Origin of the sequence: Pantoea sp. BS_8 (genome assembly GCF_041954965.1) — a bacterium.
GTDB classification, from domain to species: domain Bacteria; phylum Pseudomonadota; class Gammaproteobacteria; order Enterobacterales; family Enterobacteriaceae; genus Pantoea; species Pantoea stewartii.
The window spans coordinates 14512-36789 of record NZ_JAVAXU010000006.1 but is presented as its reverse complement, the minus strand read 5'-3'; the positions used below and the strand labels follow the sequence as shown (position 1 = coordinate 36789).

The window sequence follows — 22278 nt, the reverse complement described above, 5'->3', positions numbered from 1 at the left end:
TGTACGACAGGCGGCCTTCCCGGCGGTCAGTTTGATTTTGACGTTAACCGGTGTAACTGTTCAAATACCTGTCAGACAACACAACTTTTACAGGAACCGGCATGGCAAAAGCACTGGTGATTTTTCTGCACGGCGTAGGCAGTAACGGCGACGATCTGGCACCTGTCGGCGATTATTGGGCAACCTTGTTACCCGATGTGGTCTTTGCCTCACCGGATGCGCCTTATGCTTTTGAACAGGGCATGGGCTATCAGTGGTTCAGTCTGGCGGGCATTACGCCGGAAAACCGTTCAGGGCGGGTTCGCGAAGCTCGTGAGGCGTTTGACCGCGTTCTGCGTGACCTGATGGCGCAGCATGATATGGCAGAATGCTGGGAGAAGGTCATCCTGGTGGGCTTTTCTCAGGGCTCGATCATGGCGCTAGATCTACTGGCCTCTGGCCGTTATCCCCTGGCGGGCGTGGTGGCATTTTCCGGCCGACTGGCCTTTGACGGCCCACTGACACCACTCGCGCATACGCCAGCCCTGCTGATCCATGGCCGGGCTGATGCGGTGATCCCCGTCAGCGAAAGCGAGTCAGCCGCGGCCCGCCTGAAAGCTGCGGCGGTTCCGGTCGAGGCATTGATTGAGCCACAGACTGGCCACACGATTTCAGCCGAGGGCGCCCTGCACGCCGCCAGCTTCATCGCTCAGTGTCTGCAGGACTGATGGCATCCGGTTTCGCGGCGGCGTTAACCCAACAGGTTAATCAGCGCGAAACCGGCAAAACTCATCAGCAACGAGCCAATGACATGCACCAGCGCGCTGCTCATCGCCCAGAGATATTTTCCGGACTGCAACAGGGTCATTAATTCTGCGGTAAACGTGGAAAACGTGGTGAGCCCGCCACATAAGCCTGTAATGATCAGTAACCGCCAGGCGGGATCGAGCTGGGGATTTTTAATAAACCAGGCCATGGCCCCCCCGATCACAAAGCCGCCAATCAGATTCACCAGCAACGTACCCGGTGGAAGATTGGGGAAAAACGCATTGAAACGCATACCGAACCACCAACGCAGTACACAACCTACGCTGCCGCCCACGATCACAGCGAATAGCGGTTTTAACATCTTATACTCCCGTTAACAGGCATTGTGCAGAAGACGGTGGAGGGTCAGCAAATACCGGCACCTGACGCTCCCGCTCCCACGAAAGGATAAAGGATAGTGTCAGGCGTCATCAGCCGCAGGGGAAACCTGCTGGCGGTTGGGGAAGGTGGAACGCCATCACCTTGCGCAGGCAATCATACGATGCCTTTTTCTGACTGGCAACTCAGACCATGTGAACGCGCGCGCCCGTGATGTGCGGCTGACATGCAGCGTTAAAAACCCGACGCGGGTAGCCTTAAAAGGGGGGAGAATTCAGGTTTCCCCTTTTTCCGTTTTCCGCTTAAATAAATGACGGCTTTTACGCTTGCCGCGCCCGCACAATGATTGTCGCCCCGGGTGAGGCGCTCACGCTTTCTGGAGAATCCTGTGCGCACTGTCATTTTTGATACTGATATCGGCGTGGATGATGCCTTTGCGCTGGCCTATGCCGCGCGGACGCAACATCTGCTGGGCATTACCACGGTATTCGGCAACGTTGCCGTGGGCCAGGCGGTGAAAAATGCGCGGCTCTTTTGCCAGAAAATGGCGATTGACGTGCCGGTGTACCGCGGCTGCGCCCGTCCGCTGGCACGGGAACCGAGCGCACCTGCCAGGCTGCATGGTGAAGACGGTTTAGGGGATGCGTTTGATAATCCGTTTAGCGACGACGCGCCCGGTGCCGTGCAGTTTATTATCGACAGCGTTCGTGCTAATCCCGGCGTCATTACGCTGGTGGCAATCGGCCCCCTTACCAATATCGCCAGCGCCATCAACCAGGCACCGGATATTATCCCGCTGGTCAAAGAACTGGTCATCATGGGCGGCGCCTTTGGTACCGATGGCCACAGCGGGAATGTGACACCGTTCAGTGAATTTAATATCTGGAAGGATCCTCATGCTGCGGATCAGGTCCTGTCCTCGGCCTTGCCGGTTATTCTGATCCCGCTGGATGTTACCCATAAAGTGTTGATCAATAGCGATGAGGTGGATCAACTACAACAGCCGATCCTGCGGGCGATCTGCCGCCCTTATCTGGCGTACAGTCTTGAGAAGGAAGGATTTGCGGGAATGGCGTTGCATGACACGCTGACGATATCCTGGCTGTGTTTGCCCGAGGCATTTACGCTGGTGGAAAGCCCACTGCGAGTGATTACCGAAGGCATCGCCTGTGGTCAGACGGTGCGCCAGATCAGCACGCTGGCTTCCCGTCACAACCCTTTTCGCGATTTGCCCCGACAACGCATCGCATTGGGCGTGGATGCCGACGCCGTGCGTCGCCACTTTTTCCAGTCGCTCTCCGGAACGGCGTAGCGCGTGCGGAGACAGCGCACACCGTTGTCTCCGGCTTCAGCGATCAAAATCGATAACGCCCTTAATTAACGCTCGATTGTTGATGACCTGCGCCTCAAAGTGTTCTGCCAGCGTCGAAAACGCGAAACGCCGGTTGAGCATCATATCGGCACGTAACGTCCCGGCCGCCATGAGTTCACGCACCCGATCAAAATCCTCACGGGTGGCGTTACGGCTACCCATGATCGTGCTCTCCTTCTTGTGAAACTCACTGTCAGGAATCACCAAATCCCCTTTATGCAGACCGACATACACGACTGTTCCGCCATGGCGAATCAGGCTTACGGCCGCGTTCATCGCCGCAGGATTGCCTGTGGCATCAAGCACCTTCAACGGCAGCCTGCCATCAAATTCGTTTCGCAGTGAGGTTATAAACGCCGCATCAGCCGGATTGAGTGCACAGAGGCCCAACTGCTGACTGACGTGCTGACGGCGGTAATCACTGGTATCCGCGACCACCACCTGCGCGCCGTTAGCAGCGGCAATGGCGGCAGCCCCCAGGCCGATCGGCCCCGCCCCCACGACCAGCACCTGCTCGCCCTGCGCCACCGCCGCTCGCCGCACCGCGTGGGCGCTGATGGCAAAAGGCTCAATGAGCGCTGCGGCTTCTGGCGCAAGATCGTCCACCACCAGCAGGTTAGCTGCCGGTACGCAAAGATAGTCGCTAAAGCCGCCATCCTGATGGACACCCATCACCGAAATGTTTTCGCAGCAGTTGGTTTTACCGCTGCGGCAGGCATCGCATTCAAAACAGGAGAGATAGGGAATCAGTGCCACCCGCTGTCCTGCGGCTAAATCGTGAACGGCAGCGCCTGTCTCCACCACCTCCGCACAGAGTTCATGGCCGAGGACACGCGGATAGCTAAAAAAGGGTTGGTTTCCTGCCCAGGCGTGAATGTCGGTGCCGCAAATGCCTGCGCTGACGATTTTAAGCAGCGCTTCAGTCGCGGCAGGCCGGGGTTGAGCGCGTGTAGCCCAGACCAGCGAACGCGGTTCTGCGATGACTAAGGCTTTCATAGTGGTCATGGCTACTCTCCGGTTATCAAAAGCGCAGTTATGGCGAATCTGGCTGAGGCACCGTATTCCCCTCTTCTCACTTTGTGAACCAGAACGGCTTTTTTGGGCCTTCAATGGTTTTTAATGCATAAAAAACCGGAGCCCCCGCATGAGCCGCAGCCAAAATTTACGCCATAACGTCATCAACCATATGCTGGAAAGCATCGCCCAGGGCCACGTTCAGTCGCCGCTGCCACCGCAGGCCGCCCTGGCCGAAATGTTCACAGTCAGCCGCACGACCGTGCGTCATGTGCTGAGTTATCTGCATGAGCGGGGCGTGCTGGAAAAAGTCAAAGACAGCTGGGTTATTGTGCGCGCGCCGGAGGCGCAGGACAGCCTGAACGCGGTGATGCCGCCGATTGATCAACAGGCCAGTCTGGTTGAAAAGCGTTTTTTCGATCTGATCAATCAGCGACAGTTGCAGCCCGGCGATACCTTCAGCGAGCTGCAACTGGCAAAGCAGGCCAATGTCAGCCCGGTGGCCGTGCGCGAATTCTTACTGCATTTTATGCGCTACAACCTGCTGGAACCGGTCAAACGCGGCCACTGGCAGATGAAAAAGTTTTCGCAGACGTATGCGGAAAAGCTGTTTGAGCTACGTGAAATGCTGGAAACCCATGCCCTGACGCGTTTTTTAAACTTGCCCATGGACGATGAACGCTGGATTCAGGCGCGCGATCTACTGGATCGGCACCGATCGATGCGTGAGACCATTGCCAGCAACTATCGCCATTTTGCGGCGCTGGATAAGCAACTGCACTCGCTGATTCTGTCTGCCGCCAATAACCCGTTCTTTAATCAGTCGCTGGAGATTATTTCCGTTATTTTCCATTCGCACTATCAGTGGGATGAAAGCGATCTGAAGCAGCGCAACATCGTTGCCCTGGAGGAGCATATGGCGATTTTGTCTGCGTTAATCGGTCGCCGGGATGTGGATGCGCTTTGCGCCCTGCACAGTCATCTGGCCACAGCCAAGCGATCCATGATCCGCAGCATTAATCAGTACAATTAAAAACCGATTAAAAACCGATTAAAAACCGCAAAGCATTAGCTCTCGCACGATTTTGAAACAACTTTACAACATCTCTGCTTTATCGCCCTTACTCTTCATCGCAACGCGCTGGCGGCCCTGTGCCGTCGGGCATCCTTAATGCTCACAATAATGATAAATCGCCTGCTCAGGGAGATTGCCATGGAAAACAGATCGGTTATTGATCGTTCAACCTCGCCCGCCGCCGCTGCACCTGATGAGGCGTTTGTGCCGTTGCGCAGTGATATCGTGCGCTCGCCGCGCATCCGTAAAGTCCAGATTACCGCCATGCTGTTGCTGCTGCTTGCCGCCATCATTAACTACCTTGATCGCAGCTCGCTGTCGGTGGCCAATATGACGATTCGTGAGGAGATGGGGCTGAGCGCGACGGAAATTGGCGTGCTGCTCTCGGCATTTTCGCTGGCTTACGGGCTGGCACAACTGCCCGCTGGCGCCCTGCTGGACCGCAAAGGCCCACGTATTATGCTGGGCGTGGGCATGTTCATATGGTCACTTTTCCAGGCCGCGTCCGGACTGGTGCATAACTTTACGCAGTTCGTGTTGGTGCGCATTGGCCTCGGGATGGGTGAAGCGCCCATGAATCCATGCGGCGTAAAGGTCATCAATGACTGGTTCAATATTAAAGATCGCGGGATGCCGATGGGGATGTTTAACGCCGCCTCGATGATCGGATTATCGGTGGCGCCGCCTATCCTGGCGGCCATGATGCTGCTGCTGGGCTGGCGCGGCATGTTTGTGACTATCGGTATTTTAGGGGTTTTCCTCGCGATCGGCTGGTACATGACTTATCGCGACCGTGATAACAACACCTTAAGTGCGGAAGAGATCCATTATCTGCAGGCGGGCAGCGTGGCATCGCGTAAAGCGCCGATCAGCTTTCGTGAATGGCGCGGCCTGTTTAAGCAGCGCACCATGTGGGGCATGATGATTGGCTTTAGCGGCATTAACTACACCGCCTGGCTGTATATTGCCTGGCTGCCGAGTTATCTGCAGTCGACCTATCACCTTGATCTTAAGAACACAGGCTTACTGGCGGCGATTCCTTTCCTGTTTGGCGCAGCCGGCATGTTGCTCAACGGCTATGTGGTGGATGCGTTAGTGAAACGCGGCTGGGATGCGGTTAAAACCCGTAAGGTGTGCATTGTCAGCGGCATGGTTCTGTCTGCGGGTTTTACCGCCTTCGTCACGCGCGCCACTGAGACCACCAGCGCCGTCACCCTGATTGGCATGGCCCTGTTTTGTATTCACTTTGCGGGGACCTCATGCTGGGGCCTGATCCACGCTAACGTGACCGCGCGCATGACAGCCTCCGTAGGCAGCATTCAAAACTTCGCCAGCTTTATCTTCGCGTCCTTTGCTCCGGTGATTACCGGCTGGATACTGGACACCACGAAGTCCTTCAGCCTGGCGCTGATGATTTGTGCCTGCGTAACCCTGATGGGCGCACTGGCCTATCTGGTGCTGGTTCGCAAGCCCATCACCGACGGAGCCTGACTCAGGTCAGCGCCCTGATGCTCACGCCATGACGGGCGCCGTAACGCTGAATACCAGCGATCGCTGTCCCGACAGTGAGCGGCGGCGGCGCAGGCAGCAGCGGTGCCCGCTCACGGAGCGCCGCGTCAAACTGCGAAACACTGGTGACATCATGAGGAAAACGCGTTTCATCCACACCGACCAGCGCGCCTTCGTCTTTGGCGAAGGTAAGCAACTGCTGCCAGCGGGCGATGTCGGCCAGCCCGATGCTGTCGGCCCCTTGTGAGTACAACAGCATATCGATGTAGCGGAACGGCGGCTGTTTTTCCAGAAAACGCTGCAGCGCATCTGCCGAGGCGGCAGAGGGGAACATCAGCCAGAAGGGAATCGCCTGTTGCTGCATACTGCACCAGGGATCCAGCAATATAAAGCTGTCTACCGTAAGCCGGGTGGGCAGCACGCCTGCCGCCAGATACCAGTCACGGTAGATTTCCGCCACCACAAAACTCAGCGCCTCCGGTTGCTCATAACGAATTTCCATCAGCGTCCAGCGTTGAGCTTCTGCCAGTTTTTTCAGAGGAGAGATCAGGTAACCATCCAGCCCCCATTCGGCTTCAGGGACATGATCGGTGATGGCAGGCGGCGTCCAGCGCGCCCGATCAACCCCTGCCCGCGCCAGATATTCCGCAACGCGGGGGCCGCCCTGCAAATACTCGCTTTCCGTTGCCCCACCGGGTGCGCCAAACTGGAAAAACGAACGGTCGCTGGTGCGGGTGACCGGCCACTGGCGCGTGCAGTGATTGATAAACAGGGTCGCGCCTGCGGGCAATCCTCCCAGCAGAAATTCATTAAAGGCGAGTGGCATATCGCGTAATTTAAGCCGGAAAGCCTGCATATTTTCGAGCAGCAGCCGGTCCTGACTCGGATCCTGCCTGTGATGGACCGCCAGCCTTGGCCAGGTGGCCAGCAGCGCCGCGGCCACCGCTTTGCCTTGCTCAAAGCCGGCCTGGGCATCGTCCGGATCGCTGGGTTCCACGCGCACCGGGCACAGAAACGTTTGCGGTAGCCAGGGCGTTCCCATCGCCGCCGCCAGATGGACCAGCGCACCGTTCGATGCGCCGATAAATGCCGCCGGATACTCGCGCTGCGGGTAGGCACTCACCATCCATTCGGCGATGCCTTCCACATCCAGCTCACCCGCCTGTTTCGGGCTGATTCCGTCCGCCTGGCCACTTATCGCATGGCCCCATTCACGTAACCGGCTCGGTAGTCGATCCAGTGAAGGCAGTAACCGGTCCAGCATCGATGACGAACGGGTAAGGGGCTCATCGCGTAGTGCACTTGCCAGAGCCAACAGCATGGTTGCTGCGGAATCAAAGCGGGCGATGCCCTTCGGCGGTTTACTCATCGGCGTTCTCCTGCTGAATACGGGCCAAAAAGGGTCGGATCGCATGGCAGAAGCTCCATGGATAGACATAGTGCAGCCGGTGGGTACCGCCGCGCAGGGTGATTTTTTCACACTGAGGTAACAGCCCCGCCAGCTCATCCAGCCAGCGCGCCGGACAAACCGGGTCCCGCGAACCCCGGAGCAACAATGTGGGGGCCGTCAGATACGTCAGATGATATTCAATCGGATCGTTAAGCATGGCGCGCAGCGTGCCAAATACACGGGGGAGACCGGCTTTCGCCCAGTCGATGCGGGCCAGCGAGTCAGGTGAACGGTGGGCTTCCAGTCGGCTGTTGCGCCAGCCGCGCCAGAGCTGGCGCAACAGGCTTCGCGCATGGCGATCGGCTGTGGGGCCCTGTAGCACCAGTCCGGCCACGGCGTCCGGGTGTTTATCCGCCAGCGCCGCCAGCACCTGACAGCCAAAGGCGCTGCCGACCCAGATTGCCCGCCGGAAACCATTATGCTGGAGCCACTGCCACAGGATATCGGCCAGTTCACTGACGGAAAGCACCGGTGCCGATGCGGGCAACGCGCTACCGCCAAAGCCTGGCAGGTCGGGGACCAGCACGTGATAGTCCCGACCCAGCGCGAGGGCCAGCGCCTCCATCGAACGGCCTGACATCGCCAGACCGTGAAGCAGGACGACAGGTAAACCATGAGGTGCGTCGGGCGTCACGCGGGTGAACATGCGCCAGTCACCGATCTGTTGATAGTAACCCGCCAGTCCCGCATGGTGACTACGCGGTGAAACAGGCGGCGTTTGTTTCATTTGCTGCCAGCGCTTCGCGCCCCACAGCACTGCGCCTATACCTAAACCAACCCCTGCGGCCACGGCTATGCCCTGTCGCCTTTTACACCGGATGGTACGCCTCATCAGCTGCTCCTGTTCCTGGGTACTTATTGAGTGTAGGACGGGATCGGCAGAGAGGCAGTGAATACGCTGCGTCAGGCGACAGGGTTACGCAGGCAACCGATTTTTTCTATCTCGACTTCCACCACGTCGCCACGGAACATGAACAGGGGCGGCGTCCGTTTTTTCCCTACGCCGCCGGGGGAGCCGGTGATAATGACATCGCCGGGTGATAGCGGACTGAAGGCAGAGATATATTCGATAATGCTGGCGACCGGATGCACCATGCTGGCGGTGGTATCGTTTTGCACTTCACGACCGTTCAGTCGGGTTTTAATCGATAACTGTTGGGGATCAGGAATCTCGTCCGCAGTCGTCATCCAGGGGCCAAATCCTCCGGTCTGCGGCCAGTTTTTCCCGGCGGTAAACCAGGTAAACTGCATGTCGCGCACGGTGGCATCCATAAAGCAGCTGTAACCCGCAATGACGTCCAGCGCGTCGGCGGCCTTAACCCGATGCGCCGGTTTACCAATAATCACCGCCAGCTCACCCTCGTAATCGAATTCCTGGGTAGTCAGCGGTTTTTGCAGCGGTTGCTCATGGCCGGTCAGTGAATCAGCAAAACGGATAAATAAGGTTGGCGCGTCCAGCGTTGCGGCAAACTCCTGGCGTTTATCTGCGTAGTTCATTCCTACGCAGAAAATTTTTCCAGGCTGCTCAATAACGGGAAGAAACTGCACGGCGGAAAACGCGTGATCGACGGGCATGTTCTGAAAGGCGGCAAGATCGGCCAGAGAAGAACGTGTCAAAAAGGTTTTTAAATCCGGGCAGGCTTTGCCCAGGCGCATCCCGACATCGATCACGCCCTGTTCCCGTACGATACCCACGCTTTTTTTCCCCTGAGCGGGAAGATAAAAACTGCATAACTGCATTGCTGCCTCTTTTATTATGTCGGGCGATCCACCCGTGTTGAGAATAAATCGGCGCGCAGAGTAGCAAAAAACATGACGGAAATCGTACTGCGATTGGCACAGTGGATGTCCAGTTGTATCACAGTATGTCAGGCGGAATGCAAGGCCAGTGCGGGCTGAACAGAGAGGCGGAGACAGGCGAGAAGAACGGCAAAATGAGGTGATAATCACCGGTCATTCCCTGACCGCGACTATCGAGGGTAAAACGTGGCGCTTAGTTCAGCGCACCGGGTGGTACGTGTTTAAAGGTTTCCACATACGCGTGAAACACGTACTTAAAAAAACGTTTCATACAGCATCCAGTTAAAAATTTGTTGAATAACTACAGGAAAAGTATAGCTCCTGCTGTTTTAATCAGCAATAAATTTTGAACCAGATCACAAAATACGATTTTGCGGGCGTTACTGAAACAGCCCGAGATGCTCGGTGAGGATGGTGGAGCCGATGGCGATGAGGACCAGTCCGCCCAGCACTTCGGCCCATTTACCTAAAACAGGCCCAATGAAGCGGCCGACCAGCACGCCAGTGGTAGCCATAACGGTAGTGGCGGCACCGATTGTCAGAGCCGTGGTGACGATATTAACCTGAAGGAAGGCCAGCCCCACGCCAACCGCCAGCGCATCCAGGCTGGTGGCAACGGCGGTCGCCGCCAGGACCATAAAACCATGGCTTTGCGGCGCTTCGCACGGTTCAGACGCCGTTTTACGGAAGCCTTCCATCATCATTCGGGCACCCAGGAAAGCCAGCAGGAAAAAGGCTATCCAGTGATCCCACGCGGCAACATACTGGCTGGCAGCAAGACCCAATGCCCAGCCAATCAGCGGCGTCAGGGCTTCGATACAACCGAAAATCAGACCGGTGCGCACGGCTTCTTTCAGGCCCGGGCGATGCAAGGTCGCACCCTTGCCCAGCGCAGCAGCAAATGCGTCCATCGACATTCCAAAAGCAAGAATCAGGGTGGCGATAAAGGTCATGATTTGTTCACTTGGGATGAAAAGCCAGCATTTCGTGCTGAATTCATCACACATATGGCTCGGTTATTAAAAAGTGCGCGCAGTCTATCACGCAATAATCGTTATAAAAAGACAATAAAATCAGGGATTTAAGTATAGCAAAGGCTATAACTCATAACAATCGCTATGAATGTCTCTAAGTTAATGTCATTTAAGCCTTTTCTTTGCAATGCACAGCGTGACTTCCTGCCCTGAACAGTCCGTCATTGAACCTGCTCGCGGAATGCCGGAAAATGGCGGGCTGGTAAATACGGAATTTTTGTCCATGACTAACCCCTTCGAATCCCTGATCATTCCCGGCGGCATTTTACTGTTGGGCTTTCTCTCTGCCCTTCTGCTTCCCGCTCCCGCGTTTAGCCTGGCCGTCGCGCAGCACCTGCAACAGATGTTCCATCTGCAGGACCTTAATCAGCTTTATACCGTGGTCTTTTGCCTGTGGTTTTTACTTCTGGGCGCGCTGGAGTTTTTTGTTATTCGCTTTATCTGGCGCCGCTGGTTTCGGGCGTAATCACGCCGTCAGGGCGACATCTGCCTGCTGCCCCTCTTTTTTTAAAAGACTGAATTACTGAGAGGCTGGCGGTGGTGAACCTTTGATCATGCAAAGCGTCAGCGATGCGGCGCGCTTCCTTGCCGTCGGTCAGTCACCTGGCTGGCTCTGAGGTCACAAAAATGTAACATTTGTTTTACAAGATAGCCTTCGCCGCCTTATCGATTAAAAATTCAACGCAAAGAATAAATTTCAATAATCCCTTTTTTTCATTAGGTTAGATTATTCCTTTCGCTAAGTGACATTTTCATACCGCACCATTATGGGGCAATCCCGCAACATCCTCTTTTACTTAACCCATTGAGTTAGCTGCAAAAAAGGCTTATGGCGCGCCTGTTATTATGATTCTTTCTTATGCTGAATCATTTCTGCATTTAAAAAATAAACAAATGTTTAATTCGAACGCGAGAATGTTATATTTGGGCAACAAAGCATAACGTTCAGTTAACTCGTTATCGTCGCTTTAACCTATACCTGAGTCTTAACCCGGAAATAGCGCAACGCGCTCGACAGAAGCGTGACTATTTCGCCTGCAACACTGTTGAGCTTCAGGTCAACAGAAGAGGAGATGTCGCCTCATGTGCAAATCAGCTGTAAATCTTGCGCTCACAATGAGTGTTAGCGGAAAGGACACCACCGGGGCGCAGGAGCGTAAAGACGTCGATGTGCTACTCATTGGCGCTGGCGTCATGAGCGCCACCTTAGGCACCTGGCTGCAGGATCTTGAGCCAGACTGGTCCATTGAAATGGTGGAACGGCTGCCGCATGTGGCGGAAGAGTCCTCTAATGGCTGGAATAATGCCGGTACAGGCCATGCCGCGCTGGCCGAGCTGAACTATACGCCGCAGAGAGCTGACGGCAGTATCGATATCGCGAAAGCCATTGCGATTAACGAAGCCTTCCAGATTTCTCGCCAGTTCTGGGCCTATCATGTCCAGAAAGGCAATCTGCATACGCCAAAAAGCTTTATCCACAGCACACCGCATATGAGCTTTGTCTGGGGCGATGACAACGTTAACTTCCTGCGCAAACGCTTTAACGCATTACAGAAAAGCACTTTGTTCCGTGGCATGGCTTACTCTGAAGATCCACAGCAAATTGCGAAGTGGATTCCGTTGGTGATGAAAGGCCGTCCCGCCAGTCAAAAAGTGGCCGCGACCTGGACCGATATGGGCACCGACGTCGATTTCGGTGAAGTGACGCGTCAGTTGATTGCCTCACTGGAGAAAAAAGCCAGTTTCCGTTTGCGCATGAGCCAGGAAGTTCGCGACATTACACGCCTGAACGATGGTCGCTGGCAGGTTACCCTTGTCAGCCTGACAGACGGTTCACGTCGTACGTTAACCGCCGGTAAGATTTTCATTGGCGCAGGCGGTGCGGCGTTGCCGTTGCTGCAGAAGGCTGGCGTTCCCGAAGCCAATGGCTATGCGGGCTTCCCGGTCGGCGGCTCTTTCCTGGTGACCGAAAATCCCGATGTTGTGAAACAGCATATGGCGAAGGTCTATGGTAAAGCGAGCGTCGGTGCGCCGCCAATGTCCGTGCCGCATGTGGACACGCGCGTTCTGAACGGCAAACAGGTTCTGCTGTTTGGGCCGTTCGCGACCTTCTCGACCAAGTTCCTGAAGCAGGGTTCGCTGCTGGACATGTTTGCCTCGCTGAACAGTACTAACCTTATGCCGATGATCAAAGTCGGACTGAAAAGCTTTGATCTGGTGAAGTACCTGATGGATCAGGTTCTGCAAAGCGACCGTGACCGGATGGACGCGCTGCGCGCCTATGTTCCGCAGGCGAAGCAGGAAGACTGGCGTCTGGTGACCGCAGGTCAGCGCGTGCAAATCATCAAGAAAGATGAAAAAGAAGGCGCAGTATTGCGTCTGGGCACAGAAGTGGTGTCGTCGGAAGATGGCTCGATTTCGGCACTGCTGGGTGCTTCGCCGGGCGCCTCAACAGCGGCACCGATCATGCTGGAACTGCTGCACAAGGTCTGTCCAGAGCAGATGGCGTCACCGGAATGGCAAAATAAAATTCGTGCCGTTGTGCCGTCCTGGGGCCGCAAACTTAACGGTGACGTCGCCCTGACTGAAAAAGTGCTGGCTGAAACCAGCCGCGTCCTGCAACTGCCGTATACGCCTGTAACGCCGGTGGCCGCGAATGACGAAGGCCGTGAAACTGCCTACGTCGTCGGTAAATAACCGTCTTCTACCTGTCTGAGGCCTCGCTTGCGAGGCCTTTTTGTTTGCCGCTTGCCTGGTTGACTCCCCCATTCTCTATTAGGGTTAGTGCATCGTCTGACGTAATGCAGGAGAAAATGGCATGGCTCAACCGAACACGGCACACGAACTCACGTTACTTGATCGCTACTGGCGCGCCGCTAACTATCTGTCTGTCGGGCAGATTTATTTGATGGACAATCCGCTGTTACGCGAGCCATTGAAGCCAGAGCATATTAAACCGCGCTTACTGGGCCACTGGGGCACCACGCCCGGACTGAATTTTATGTATGCCCATCTGAACCGGATTATTCGTCAGCGCGACCTCAACCTTATTTATGTCTGTGGTCCCGGCCATGGCGGGCCTGGCATGGTTGCGAATACCTGGCTTGAGGGGAGCTATAGCGAAATCTATCCGCATATCCGTCAGGATGCCGACGGCATGCAGAAGCTGTTCAAACAGTTTTCTTTTCCGGGCGGTATTCCCAGTCATGCGGCACCCGAAACCCCGGGCTCGATCAATGAAGGTGGAGAGTTAGGCTACTCACTTTCTCATGCCTTTGGCGCTGTCTTTGATAACCCCGATCTGATCGCGCCCTGCATCATTGGCGACGGCGAAGCCGAAACCGGGCCGCTGGCCTCCAGCTGGCACGGGATTAAGTTTCTTAATCCCCAGCGCGACGGTGCCGTGCTGCCCATTCTGCATCTGAATGGTTATAAGATTGCGAATCCAACGATTCTGGGCCGCGCCAGTGACGACGATCTGCGTCAGCTGTTTCGCGGTTACGGCTATGAACCGCTGTTTGTCTGCGGTCATGAACCTGAAGAGATGCATCCGTTGATGGCCGACACGCTGGATCGCGCTTTTTCAGAGATTGCCGGCTTTCAACAGGCCGCCCGGCAGGGCTCACCAATGAAGGCCATTCCCCGCTGGCCGATGATTATCCTGCGCAGCCCTAAAGGCTGGACCGGGCCGAAAACGGTAGATGGCAAGAAAGTGGAAGGTTTCTGGCGGGCGCACCAGGTGCCCGTAGCGGCCTGCCGCGAAAACGAAGACCACCGTAACATTCTGGAGAACTGGCTGCGCAGCTATCAGCCTGACGATCTGTTTGATGAACAGGGGCGGCTTAAGCCGGAACTGCAGGCGCTGGCCCCACAGGGCGACAAACGTATGGGCGCGTCCCCGTTTGCCAACGGTGGTTTACTGCGCCGTGAATTAGTTACGCCTGATATTCGCGAATTTGCTTTCGATACACAGCAGCCCGGCTCGCAGGCCGGACAGGCAACTGAACAGTTTGGCCGTTATCTTAACGCCCTGTTCCAACGCAATCGGGACAATTTCCGCGTGTTTGGTCCGGATGAAACCGCCTCTAACCGCCTGACGCCGGTATTTGACACCACCAGCCGCACCTGGCTTGAAGCTATTGAGCCTTATGATGAGCAGTTGGCCCCCGATGGTCGGGTAATGGAAATTCTCAGTGAACATCAGTGTCAGGGCTGGCTGGAAGGATATCTGCTTACCGGCAGGCACGGATTATTTAACTGCTACGAAGCCTTTATTCACATCATTGACTCGATGTTCAACCAGCATGCCAAATGGTTAAAGGTGACACGCAAGCTGGGCTGGCGTCAGCCCATCTCCTCGCTTAACTATCTGCTGTCTTCTCACGTCTGGCGTCAGGATCATAACGGTTACAGTCATCAGGATCCGGGCTTTATCGATCACGTTGCCAATAAAAAAGCCGACATCGTGCGTATTTACCTGCCGCCCGATGCAAATACGTTGTTATGGGTGGGCGACCACTGTCTGCGAACATGGGACCGCATCAACGTGATTGTGGCCGGCAAACAGCCTGCGCCGCAGTGGCTGGACATGGACAGCGCCATCGCCCATTGCGAGGCCGGAATGGGTGAATGGCACTGGGCCGGCACAACCCCGCAGGGCGCAGAGCCGGATGTGGTGATGGCCTGCGCGGGTGATGTGCCCACCATGGAAACGCTGGCGGCCGTCGATCTGCTGCGAAGTTATCTGCCGGACCTGCGCATTCGGGTGGTTAACGTGGTAGACCTGCTGGCGCTGCAAACGCAGAAACAGCATCCTCACGGCAAGTCAGAAGAGGCGTTTGATGCGCTGTTTACCGCAGACAAGCCGGTGATTTTTGCCTTCCATGGTTACCCCAGTCTGATCCACCGGCTGACCTATCAACGCAATAACCATCGTAATTTCCATGTGCATGGCTTTAATGAAGAGGGCACAACTACCACGCCTTTCGACATGACGGTGCTGAACGAGCTGGATCGCTATCATCTGGCGCTGGCGGCCATCAGGCATATCCCGGGACTTGCCGATCGCCATCCTGAACTGCCTGACGATCTGCAGCAGCGCCTGGCAGAGCATCATCGCTATGTACGGGTCTATGGCGAAGATGTGCCGGAGGTGCAGAACTGGAAGTGGCCCTCCGCCAGCGCCCCCGGCGCACCGGACTAAACCGCTTTCAGAGCATCGGCCAGCATCCAGATCGTCGTTACCACCAGTGACAGCGCCATCAGGCTGTTGAACAGCTGGCGTTTCCAGGCGATTTGCAGGTGACCGCGCAGGCGGTCACCTAACGCCGCCCACAATAATATGCAGGGCAGGTTGAGCAGCATAAAACTCGCCATCACGATCAGGACGTGACTGTTGGCGCTGTACAACAGCGCCACGTTGCTGGCCATTAACCAGGCTTTAGGATTCACCGCCTGAAAGCAGGCACCGCCGAGAAACGTCATCGGCTGAGGCTTGTGCCGGGCCTCAGGTGCAGCCGCACGAAATATTTTCCAGGACAGCCACAGCAGATAGCTACATCCCACCAGCGTAAGCGGCAAGCGGATGGATGCCATCCAGTGCAGCAACAGCCCCAGTGTCATGCCCGCAATAACCGTTTGCAGGCCGCATCCAAGTAAAATGCCAAACACCATCGGCAGCGTCCGGCGCATACCAAAATTCACGCCGGAAGTGGCAAGCAACAGGTTGTTAGGACCCGGCGTAATCGACATCACGGTGACATAACTGAAAAAAGAGGGATCAAGCATCATGGTATTCCTGACAGGGAGACAGAGCACCATGCTACGTTGCGAAAAGTGATGGTAACAGGGACAGGAAATGGCTATTTTGATGGGTACAATCACGCTGATGTCAAACTGTACCTGTCGTGCCAGGAGGCAATTGTGTCCCTTGAAATTCAGCCTGAACAAACGCTTTACCAGCAACTGGCCGATAGCTTCGCAGAGGCCATTCATCAGGGTACTCTCAAGCCGGGTAAGCGCTTACCGGCTATCCGTCGCGTCGCCCAGTCGCACCAGGTGAGCGTGAACACCGTGCTGAATGCCTGGCAGCTGCTGGAGAACCGTGGCCTGATTGAGGCACGACCGCAATCAGGCTATTACGTGCGCGGCGTCCTGCCTGTGGTCACCCGGCATACTCAGCACGCTGCTCGTGTGATACGCGATCCCAGCAACGAAAAGCTGGATTTGATCGATAAAGTGTTCGCCGCGCAGAATCATCCTGATTACATCAATATCTCGCTGGCCTGCCCGCAGGACAGCGAACTGTTCCCCTCGGCCCGGTTAGCCCGCATCACCGCCTCATTGCTACGACGCAATCCCAACCTTATCGGTCGCTATGCGCTTCCGCCCGGTAGTGAGCGCTTACGGGAGGAGATTGCGCGACGCGCATTACATGCGGGCCAGTCACTCACCGCCGATGATATCACCCTCACCCATGGTTGCATGGAGGCGTTGCAGCTGGCATTGCGCGCGGTGACGCAGCCCGGCGACTGCGTAGGGCTGGAATCACCTACCTACTTTTTTTTGTTCCCTTTGCTGGCTTCACTCGGCCTCAAAGCGCTGGAAATCCCCACCGATCCGCAGCGTGGTTTGTCGCTGGATGCGCTGGAAATGCTGCTGCAGGAAGAGCGACTTCAGGCGATTGTGGCGATGCCCACGGCGCAAAATCCGCTGGGTTACTGTATGAGCCTGCCCGACAAGAAAAGGCTCGCAAGGTTGGTAAATACTTACAAAGTTCCGCTCATCGAAGACGGCCTTTACGATGAATTGCAGTTTGACTGGCCGCTGTCCCCTGCCGTGAAGGCCTTTGACGAGCAGGGCTGGGTTTTATACTGCACCAGCTTTACCAAAACCGTTGCGCCGGATTTCCGTGTCGGCTGGATTGCGGCCGGACGCTTCCACGATGCTATCGCACGGCTTAAAGCCGTGTCATCGATGGCGGAGTCCGCTCTGCTGTCAGAGACGCTGGCAGAGTTTCTTGCCAATGGCGGTTATGACCATCATCTGCGTAGCCTGCGGCGCTGTTATGCCAGCAATCTGGATGAGGCGCGAGGGTTAATTGCCCAGCATTTTCCCCAGGGCACGCAGGCCACGTTGCCGCGCGGCGGCTTTGTTTTTTGGGTGGAACTGCCGGGCAACGTGAACACGACCGAGATGTTCTCTCGTCTGCTGAAAGAGCAGATCTGCGTGACGCCCGGCGCGCTGTATTCGCTGAGTGAGCGCTATAACCATGCACTGCGCCTCTCGTGCTGCTATCCGTTTACCGATCGCTACATTCGCGCTATCGCCCGCGTCGGTGCCATCGCCTATGAACTTGCGGGCCTGCCGCCGGGTCGGGCTCAGGGCGTTCCGTTCCGTCCCCAGATGGTATAACCATGGCGTTCAGTCAGACGCTCGTAATAGGTCCGGACAGCCGGCAGGTCGGGATGATCCAGCGGGGTTTCAAACCAGCGGTTCACGGCAAGGCCAATCGGGATATCCGCCAGCGTGAAGTTGCGTCCGGCGACATAGCGACCGGTGTGCTCCAGCTGCTGGTTGAGAATCCCCATGGTATGGGACCAGCCTTTGCAGGCCGCAGCTAACAGGCGGGGATCCTGATGCGCGGGCGAATGGCGCACCAGCGACATAAAGGCATAGCGCCACGAGGTGTTAAGTTCGGTTGATTGCCAGTCCATCCACTGATCCACCGGCGCGCGCGCGCGCGGATTTTCCGGGTAAAGCCACTCGCCGCTATAGGCCGTGGCCAGATAGCGCAAAATAGCGTTGGATTCCCACATGACAAAGTCGTCGTCGAGTAATACCGGGATCATGGCATTGGGATTAAGCGCCATAAATTCTGGCGAGTGAGTGGATTTGAAACCTTCGCCCCACTCTTCGCGTTCGTAAAGCAGGTCCAGCTCGTCACACAGCCATAATACTTTGCGCACATTGATTGAGGAGGCGCGTCCAAGAATTTTTAACATAGCAGGCTCCATCCGGTTGCTTAACTTATTCATAGCCCTCTTAACTGACATAAGCAATTGCCCGGGCATGAAAAAACCGCTTTATCTCAATGAAAAGGAGTGACAATGAAGGTTGCGTTTAAACAAGTGGACGTTTTCACCTCGATTGCGTTCAACGGCAATCCGCTGGCCGTCATCATGGATGCGCAGGGCCTCGACGACAGCCAGATGGCGGCGATTGCACGCTGGACCAACTTATCCGAGACGACCTTTGTCCTGCCGCCAGAAGACAGCCAGGCTGACTACCGCGTGCGCATCTTCACCGTACAGGGCGAGCTACCGTTTGCAGGTCATCCCACGCTGGGTACCGCCCATGCCCTGCTTGAGGCGGGCTGGAAAACCAAAACACCAGGCAGGATGGTGCAGCAGTGCGGCGTCGGCAATGTGGTGGTGACAATCGCATCCGATGGTACGCTGGCTTTTGCCGCGCCCAGCGCCACCCTGACGCCCTACCACGATGCCCTGATCAGCACAGCATTAAACAGCGACGCGCTGGATCATTCACAGCCTGTCACCGTGGCGGATATGGGCATTCGCTGGTTGCTTATCCCGATGGTCAGTGCCGAGGCGGTGCGCGCCGTCATACCCGACGTCAACGATCTTGAGCGGTTAATTACCCACGCCAGCGTGGATGGTGTAATGCCCTTTGGCCCGCTGCCCTCGGGAGAAACAGAACAGTATGAAGTGCGGGGATTACTGGTTGAGCACGGCAGCCTGACAGAAGATCCGATTACCGGCAGCGCAAATGCCTGCCTGGCGCGCTACTTCGCGGCTCAGGGTAAACCGCACAATTACCGCGTTCGTCAGGGCACGCAGGTCAGACGTCAGGGCCGGGTGAACGTGGCTTATGAGGGCGAAACCATCTGGATTGGCGGAAAAACAGTGACGATCGTTGAGGGCACAATTGACGTTACGCCCTGAGACACGACAGGGCGACGGAGTCGCCCTTACTGTTACAGTCCCTGCCCGCCCGATGCTTCGATGCGTTGCGCGGTGATCCAGCCGGTTTCCTCGCTCAGAATGGCGCAAATGGCGTCGCCAATATCATCAGGTAATCCGACCCGCCCCAGAGCGGTCAACGCAGCGATGCTTTCATTCACGGCTTTATCGTCACGCACCCGTCCACCGCCAAAATCCGTTTCAATCGCGCCCGGCGCCAGGATATTAACGCGGATTCGACGTTCCCCCAGCTCTTTGGCCTGGTAACGGGTCAGCACTTCCATCGCCCCTTTCATCGCCGCATAGGTGCCCGAGCCAGGATAGGTCAGGCGCGTTAATCCACTGGAGATATTCAGAATGCGCCCGCCGTCGCTGATAACAGGCAGCAGTTTTTGCGTCAGGAAGTACGGCCCTTTGAAATGCACATTCATAAGCGCATCAAATTCCGCTTCCGTCGTCTCGGCAAAAGGTTTGTAGTGACCATGCCCGGCATTATTCACTAAATAATCAAATGTCTCACGCTGCCAGTGCTGCTGTAAGGTGTTTTTGACATCAGAAATGAAGCGGTCGAACTGGCTAACATCACCCACATCCAGCTGTAGCGCTATGGCGCGGCCGCCTGCGCGCTCAACAGCGTTGACGACGTCCTGTGCTTCGTTTTGATGATTGCGGTACGTCAGGATGATATCCCGGCCTTTTGCCGCCAGTTTTAGCGCTGCATTCTTGCCTAAACCGCGATTTGCGCCCGTAATCAAGACGATTTTACGATTCATGTTGATTTCCTGTTGCAAAATTGAACACAGATTCAGGATATTCGTTAAAAATTGTTCTATAAACGCTTAAGAATGCGCAGCACTGTTCCACTTACAACAACAATCGGCAGGCTATATGGATAAAATTCATGCAATGCAGGTGTTCGTCAGAGTTGCAGAGATGGGCAGTTTTACGGCGGCGGCTGACAGCCTTGGGTTACCAAAAGGCAGCGTATCACGGCAAATTCAGGCGCTGGAGAATCTGATGGGCACACGGCTGCTGCATCGTACTACCCGCCGCGTGCAGCTGACTCAGGATGGCCTGGTATACTATGATCGCTGTCTTGATTTGCTGGCGATGATTGGCGATATGGACAGCCTGTTTCAGCACGATCCCGCGACGTTAAGTGGCAAACTGCGGGTCGACATGTCCGTGGCAATGGCGAGCGATCTTATTCTTCCGCGTCTGCCTGAATTCCTTCAGCACTATCCTGGCGTGGAAATTGAACTCAGCAGCAACGATCGCCAGGTTGACGTCATTCGCGAAGGTTTTGACTGTGTGATTCGCGTTGGCGAGCTAAAAGATTCGGGACTGATCGCCCGCCGTATAGGTACGCACACCTTGATTAACTGTGCCAGTCCTGACTATCTTGCGCGTTTTGGCAGGCCGATTCGGCTTGAAGAACTGTCGCAGCATGCAATGGTGCATTACAGCCAGCCGTTAGGTCAGGCGGCGCAGGGCTTCGAATACTTCGATGGTAAGCAGTGCCACTATGTGCACACGGGCGGCGTCGTGACGGTGAACAGCACCGAAACCTACCGCGCCGCCTGCCTTGCGGGCCTGGGCATTATTCAGGTGCCGACGGTGGGCATCCAAAAATATCTGGAAAGCGGTCAACTGGTCGAGGTGCTCCATGCGTTCCCGGCCAAACCGATGCCCATTCACTTGCTCTATCCCCATCGCCGGAATGTCGCGCGTCGGGTTCGGGTGTTTATGGAGTGGTTAAGTCAGGTGCTCCAGGAGTATGTCACCTGACAGGCTATAATGTGATTTTAAGGTTCAACAGGAAAGTGAATGTCTATGACAGACGAGCAGGACAACGTAAAAGGCGCCAAACCGCTGATCGATATTAAAACCGGCAACAAGTCCGTTGATCGCTCCATCGTGCGCGTATCACGCTTCGCCGCCTGGTTCCAGGCGATACCGGCGGTAGCGCACTTTATTCGCGCGCTGGATCGGTTTAACGATCGCCTCGGCAGCCAGTTTGGTGCCGCCATTACCTATTTTTCGTTTCTGTCGCTCATCCCCATTTTAATGGTGTCTTTTGCTGCCGTGGGTTTCGTGCTGGCCTCGAATCCGGACCTCCTGACCGATATCATCAACAAAATCGTCAGCAGCATCAGCGATCCGTCGCTGGCGACCACGTTAAAAAACACCGTGAACACGGCCATTCAGCAACGCGCAACCGTGGGCATCACCGGTTTGTTGCTGGCGTTGTATTCCGGTCTCAACTGGATGGGGAATTTACGCGAGGCTATTCGCGCGCAGTCACGCGACGTCTGGGAGCGTCAACCTGACGATAAAGAGAAGATCTGGAAACGCTATATTCGCGACTTCTTGTCTCTGACCGGCCTGATGCTGGCGCTGGTGATTACTTTGTCACTGACCTCCGTCGCCGGTTCCGCCCAGGCGACTATCGTTAATGCGTTAGGGCTGGATGGCATTGAATGGTTGCGCCCGGCACTGACGATCATCGCGACGTCCATCTCTGTACTGGCAAATTATCTGCTGTTTCTGTGGATTTTCTGGATTCTGCCTCGCCATAAACCGCGCAAAAAAGCCCTGCTGCGTGGCACCTTACTGGCGGCCATCGGGTTTGAAGTCATTAAGTTTGTGATGACGTTGACGCTGCCGAAACTCGCCAGCTCGCCCTCGGGTGCGGCTTTTGGCTCGGTGTTGGGGCTGATGGCGTTCTTCTATTTCTTTGCCCGCCTGACATTGTTCTGCGCGGCCTGGATTGCCACCGCCAAATACAAAGACGATCCACGCATGCCTGAAAAAGGCGCAATGGCCACCCACGAACAGCAGTAACCAGCGAAAAATCCCTGCCCCCGGTTATTTATCAGCCACTTTACAGCATGAATAACCAGGGGATCACTTTTCTT

Annotated in this window: 21 protein-coding genes and 1 riboswitch; of the genes, 11 read left to right on the top strand and 10 right to left on the bottom strand. The window is 55.9% G+C overall.

Annotated features, from left to right (window positions below; all coding sequences use genetic code 11):
- Nucleotides 1-101: 101 nt before the first annotated feature.
- Nucleotides 102-707 (top strand): dienelactone hydrolase family protein, encoded by a 606-nt coding sequence (locus RAC65_RS12910; protein WP_325992865.1) that lies wholly within the window; start codon nucleotides 102-104, stop codon nucleotides 705-707.
- A 23-nt stretch (nucleotides 708-730) separates the two neighbouring features.
- Here RAC65_RS12910 and crcB read toward each other — a convergent pair whose 3' ends face one another.
- A complete protein-coding gene (gene crcB, locus RAC65_RS12905) occupies nucleotides 731-1108 on the bottom strand; it encodes a fluoride efflux transporter CrcB (protein WP_006121140.1) in 378 nt (125 codons plus the stop codon).
- A 93-nt stretch (nucleotides 1109-1201) separates the two neighbouring features.
- A riboswitch (Fluoride riboswitch) is annotated at nucleotides 1202-1278 on the bottom strand.
- 235 nt (nucleotides 1279-1513) lie between these two features.
- Between crcB and RAC65_RS12900 the strand changes: the two genes are divergently transcribed.
- Entirely contained in the window at nucleotides 1514-2437 is a 924-nt protein-coding gene (locus RAC65_RS12900) for a nucleoside hydrolase (RefSeq protein ID WP_039342816.1), read from the top strand.
- Between the two features lie 36 nt (nucleotides 2438-2473).
- Here RAC65_RS12900 and RAC65_RS12895 read toward each other — a convergent pair whose 3' ends face one another.
- On the bottom strand, nucleotides 2474-3502 hold the full coding sequence (locus RAC65_RS12895; RefSeq protein ID WP_039342818.1) for a zinc-binding alcohol dehydrogenase family protein: 1029 nt from the start codon (nucleotides 3500-3502) through the stop codon (nucleotides 2474-2476).
- A 139-nt stretch (nucleotides 3503-3641) separates the two neighbouring features.
- On the opposite strand from RAC65_RS12895, the gene RAC65_RS12890 reads away from it, so the two are divergent.
- Both RAC65_RS12890 and RAC65_RS12885 read left to right on the top strand, forming a co-directional pair.
- Nucleotides 3642-4544: a GntR family transcriptional regulator gene (locus tag RAC65_RS12890; RefSeq protein ID WP_054632905.1), complete on the top strand. Its 903-nt coding sequence runs from the start codon at nucleotides 3642-3644 to the stop codon at nucleotides 4542-4544.
- Between the two features lie 180 nt (nucleotides 4545-4724).
- Nucleotides 4725-6077: an MFS transporter gene (locus tag RAC65_RS12885; protein WP_375096783.1), complete on the top strand. Its 1353-nt coding sequence runs from the start codon at nucleotides 4725-4727 to the stop codon at nucleotides 6075-6077.
- Between the two features lies 1 nt (nucleotide 6078).
- On the opposite strand, the gene RAC65_RS12880 is transcribed toward RAC65_RS12885, so the two are convergent.
- The 5 genes from RAC65_RS12880 to mntP form a co-directional block, all read right to left on the bottom strand.
- Nucleotides 6079-7464 carry a hypothetical protein gene (locus RAC65_RS12880; RefSeq protein ID WP_006121145.1) on the bottom strand — a complete coding sequence of 462 codons (1386 nt, stop codon included), beginning with the start codon at nucleotides 7462-7464 and terminating at the stop codon, nucleotides 6079-6081.
- A complete protein-coding gene (locus RAC65_RS12875; RefSeq protein ID WP_193751024.1) occupies nucleotides 7457-8377 on the bottom strand; it encodes an alpha/beta fold hydrolase in 921 nt (306 codons plus the stop codon). Before RAC65_RS12875 ends, RAC65_RS12880 begins: the two co-directional genes overlap by 8 nt.
- 71 nt (nucleotides 8378-8448) lie before the next feature.
- Nucleotides 8449-9285 (bottom strand): fumarylacetoacetate hydrolase family protein, encoded by an 837-nt coding sequence (locus RAC65_RS12870; RefSeq protein WP_006121146.1) that lies wholly within the window; start codon nucleotides 9283-9285, stop codon nucleotides 8449-8451.
- Between the two features lie 253 nt (nucleotides 9286-9538).
- Nucleotides 9539-9616, bottom strand: a complete 78-nt coding sequence (gene azuC, locus RAC65_RS12865) for a stress response protein AzuC (protein ID WP_112900613.1) — start codon at nucleotides 9614-9616, stop codon at nucleotides 9539-9541.
- A gap of 109 nt (nucleotides 9617-9725) precedes the next feature.
- A complete protein-coding gene (gene mntP / locus RAC65_RS12860) occupies nucleotides 9726-10298 on the bottom strand; it encodes a manganese efflux pump MntP (protein WP_033738352.1) in 573 nt (190 codons plus the stop codon).
- 304 nt (nucleotides 10299-10602) lie between these two features.
- Here mntP and RAC65_RS12855 point away from each other — a divergent pair, with 304 nt between their 5' ends.
- From RAC65_RS12855 to RAC65_RS12845, 3 genes are all read left to right on the top strand, one after another.
- On the top strand, nucleotides 10603-10845 hold the full coding sequence (locus RAC65_RS12855; RefSeq protein WP_033738354.1) for a DUF1158 domain-containing protein: 243 nt from the start codon (nucleotides 10603-10605) through the stop codon (nucleotides 10843-10845).
- A 617-nt stretch (nucleotides 10846-11462) separates the two neighbouring features.
- A complete protein-coding gene (gene mqo, locus RAC65_RS12850) occupies nucleotides 11463-13076 on the top strand; it encodes a malate dehydrogenase (quinone) (RefSeq protein WP_033738313.1) in 1614 nt (537 codons plus the stop codon).
- Nucleotides 13077-13197: 121 nt separating this feature from the next.
- Nucleotides 13198-15582 carry a phosphoketolase gene (locus RAC65_RS12845; RefSeq protein WP_375096782.1) on the top strand — a complete coding sequence of 795 codons (2385 nt, stop codon included), beginning with the start codon at nucleotides 13198-13200 and terminating at the stop codon, nucleotides 15580-15582.
- Here the strand turns inward: RAC65_RS12845 and RAC65_RS12840 are convergent.
- Nucleotides 15579-16166: a LysE family translocator gene (locus tag RAC65_RS12840; RefSeq protein ID WP_058708221.1), complete on the bottom strand. Its 588-nt coding sequence runs from the start codon at nucleotides 16164-16166 to the stop codon at nucleotides 15579-15581. The genes RAC65_RS12845 and RAC65_RS12840 overlap by 4 nt on opposite strands.
- 135 nt (nucleotides 16167-16301) lie before the next feature.
- On the opposite strand from RAC65_RS12840, the gene RAC65_RS12835 reads away from it, so the two are divergent.
- Complete coding sequence (locus RAC65_RS12835) at nucleotides 16302-17792, top strand: PLP-dependent aminotransferase family protein (RefSeq protein ID WP_375096781.1); 1491 nt, start codon at nucleotides 16302-16304, stop codon at nucleotides 17790-17792.
- Here the strand turns inward: RAC65_RS12835 and RAC65_RS12830 are convergent.
- On the bottom strand, nucleotides 17759-18382 hold the full coding sequence (locus tag RAC65_RS12830; RefSeq protein ID WP_058708222.1) for a glutathione S-transferase family protein: 624 nt from the start codon (nucleotides 18380-18382) through the stop codon (nucleotides 17759-17761). The two genes, RAC65_RS12835 and RAC65_RS12830, sit on opposite strands and share 34 nt — an antisense overlap.
- 105 nt (nucleotides 18383-18487) lie before the next feature.
- On the opposite strand from RAC65_RS12830, the gene RAC65_RS12825 reads away from it, so the two are divergent.
- A complete protein-coding gene (locus tag RAC65_RS12825) occupies nucleotides 18488-19342 on the top strand; it encodes a PhzF family phenazine biosynthesis protein (RefSeq protein ID WP_033738318.1) in 855 nt (284 codons plus the stop codon).
- Between the two features lie 32 nt (nucleotides 19343-19374).
- Here the strand turns inward: RAC65_RS12825 and RAC65_RS12820 are convergent, their stop codons facing one another.
- Nucleotides 19375-20133, bottom strand: a complete 759-nt coding sequence (locus RAC65_RS12820; protein WP_006121151.1) for an SDR family NAD(P)-dependent oxidoreductase — start codon at nucleotides 20131-20133, stop codon at nucleotides 19375-19377.
- 115 nt (nucleotides 20134-20248) lie between these two features.
- Between RAC65_RS12820 and RAC65_RS12815 the strand changes: the two genes are divergently transcribed.
- Together RAC65_RS12815 and yhjD are read left to right on the top strand one after the other, a co-directional pair.
- Nucleotides 20249-21148 carry a LysR family transcriptional regulator gene (locus RAC65_RS12815; RefSeq protein ID WP_033738321.1) on the top strand — a complete coding sequence of 300 codons (900 nt, stop codon included), beginning with the start codon at nucleotides 20249-20251 and terminating at the stop codon, nucleotides 21146-21148.
- A gap of 39 nt (nucleotides 21149-21187) precedes the next feature.
- Nucleotides 21188-22204, top strand: coding sequence for an inner membrane protein YhjD (gene yhjD / locus RAC65_RS12810; protein WP_262959594.1), 1017 nt, complete (start codon nucleotides 21188-21190; stop codon nucleotides 22202-22204).
- Nucleotides 22205-22278: the final 74 nt, after the last annotated feature.

Coding starts and splice junctions, on each gene's coding strand:
- RAC65_RS12840 (WP_058708221.1), bottom strand. CDS start 16,166: ATGCTTGATCCCTCTTTTTTCAGTTATGTCACCGTGATGTCGATTACG.
- RAC65_RS12820 (WP_006121151.1), bottom strand. CDS start 20,133: ATGAATCGTAAAATCGTCTTGATTACGGGCGCAAATCGCGGTTTAGGC.
- RAC65_RS12870 (WP_006121146.1), bottom strand. CDS start 9,285: ATGCAGTTATGCAGTTTTTATCTTCCCGCTCAGGGGAAAAAAAGCGTG.
- RAC65_RS12910 (WP_325992865.1), top strand. CDS start 102: ATGGCAAAAGCACTGGTGATTTTTCTGCACGGCGTAGGCAGTAACGGC.
- RAC65_RS12825 (WP_033738318.1), top strand. CDS start 18,488: ATGAAGGTTGCGTTTAAACAAGTGGACGTTTTCACCTCGATTGCGTTC.
- RAC65_RS12885 (WP_375096783.1), top strand. CDS start 4,725: ATGGAAAACAGATCGGTTATTGATCGTTCAACCTCGCCCGCCGCCGCT.
- RAC65_RS12815 (WP_033738321.1), top strand. CDS start 20,249: ATGGATAAAATTCATGCAATGCAGGTGTTCGTCAGAGTTGCAGAGATG.
- RAC65_RS12890 (WP_054632905.1), top strand. CDS start 3,642: ATGAGCCGCAGCCAAAATTTACGCCATAACGTCATCAACCATATGCTG.
- RAC65_RS12895 (WP_039342818.1), bottom strand. CDS start 3,502: ATGACCACTATGAAAGCCTTAGTCATCGCAGAACCGCGTTCGCTGGTC.
- yhjD (WP_262959594.1), top strand. CDS start 21,188: ATGTCTATGACAGACGAGCAGGACAACGTAAAAGGCGCCAAACCGCTG.
- RAC65_RS12855 (WP_033738354.1), top strand. CDS start 10,603: ATGACTAACCCCTTCGAATCCCTGATCATTCCCGGCGGCATTTTACTG.
- azuC (WP_112900613.1), bottom strand. CDS start 9,616: ATGAAACGTTTTTTTAAGTACGTGTTTCACGCGTATGTGGAAACCTTT.
- RAC65_RS12875 (WP_193751024.1), bottom strand. CDS start 8,377: ATGAGGCGTACCATCCGGTGTAAAAGGCGACAGGGCATAGCCGTGGCC.
- RAC65_RS12880 (WP_006121145.1), bottom strand. CDS start 7,464: ATGAGTAAACCGCCGAAGGGCATCGCCCGCTTTGATTCCGCAGCAACC.
- RAC65_RS12830 (WP_058708222.1), bottom strand. CDS start 18,382: ATGTTAAAAATTCTTGGACGCGCCTCCTCAATCAATGTGCGCAAAGTA.
- crcB (WP_006121140.1), bottom strand. CDS start 1,108: ATGTTAAAACCGCTATTCGCTGTGATCGTGGGCGGCAGCGTAGGTTGT.
- mntP (WP_033738352.1), bottom strand. CDS start 10,298: ATGACCTTTATCGCCACCCTGATTCTTGCTTTTGGAATGTCGATGGAC.
- mqo (WP_033738313.1), top strand. CDS start 11,463: ATGTGCAAATCAGCTGTAAATCTTGCGCTCACAATGAGTGTTAGCGGA.
- RAC65_RS12845 (WP_375096782.1), top strand. CDS start 13,198: ATGGCTCAACCGAACACGGCACACGAACTCACGTTACTTGATCGCTAC.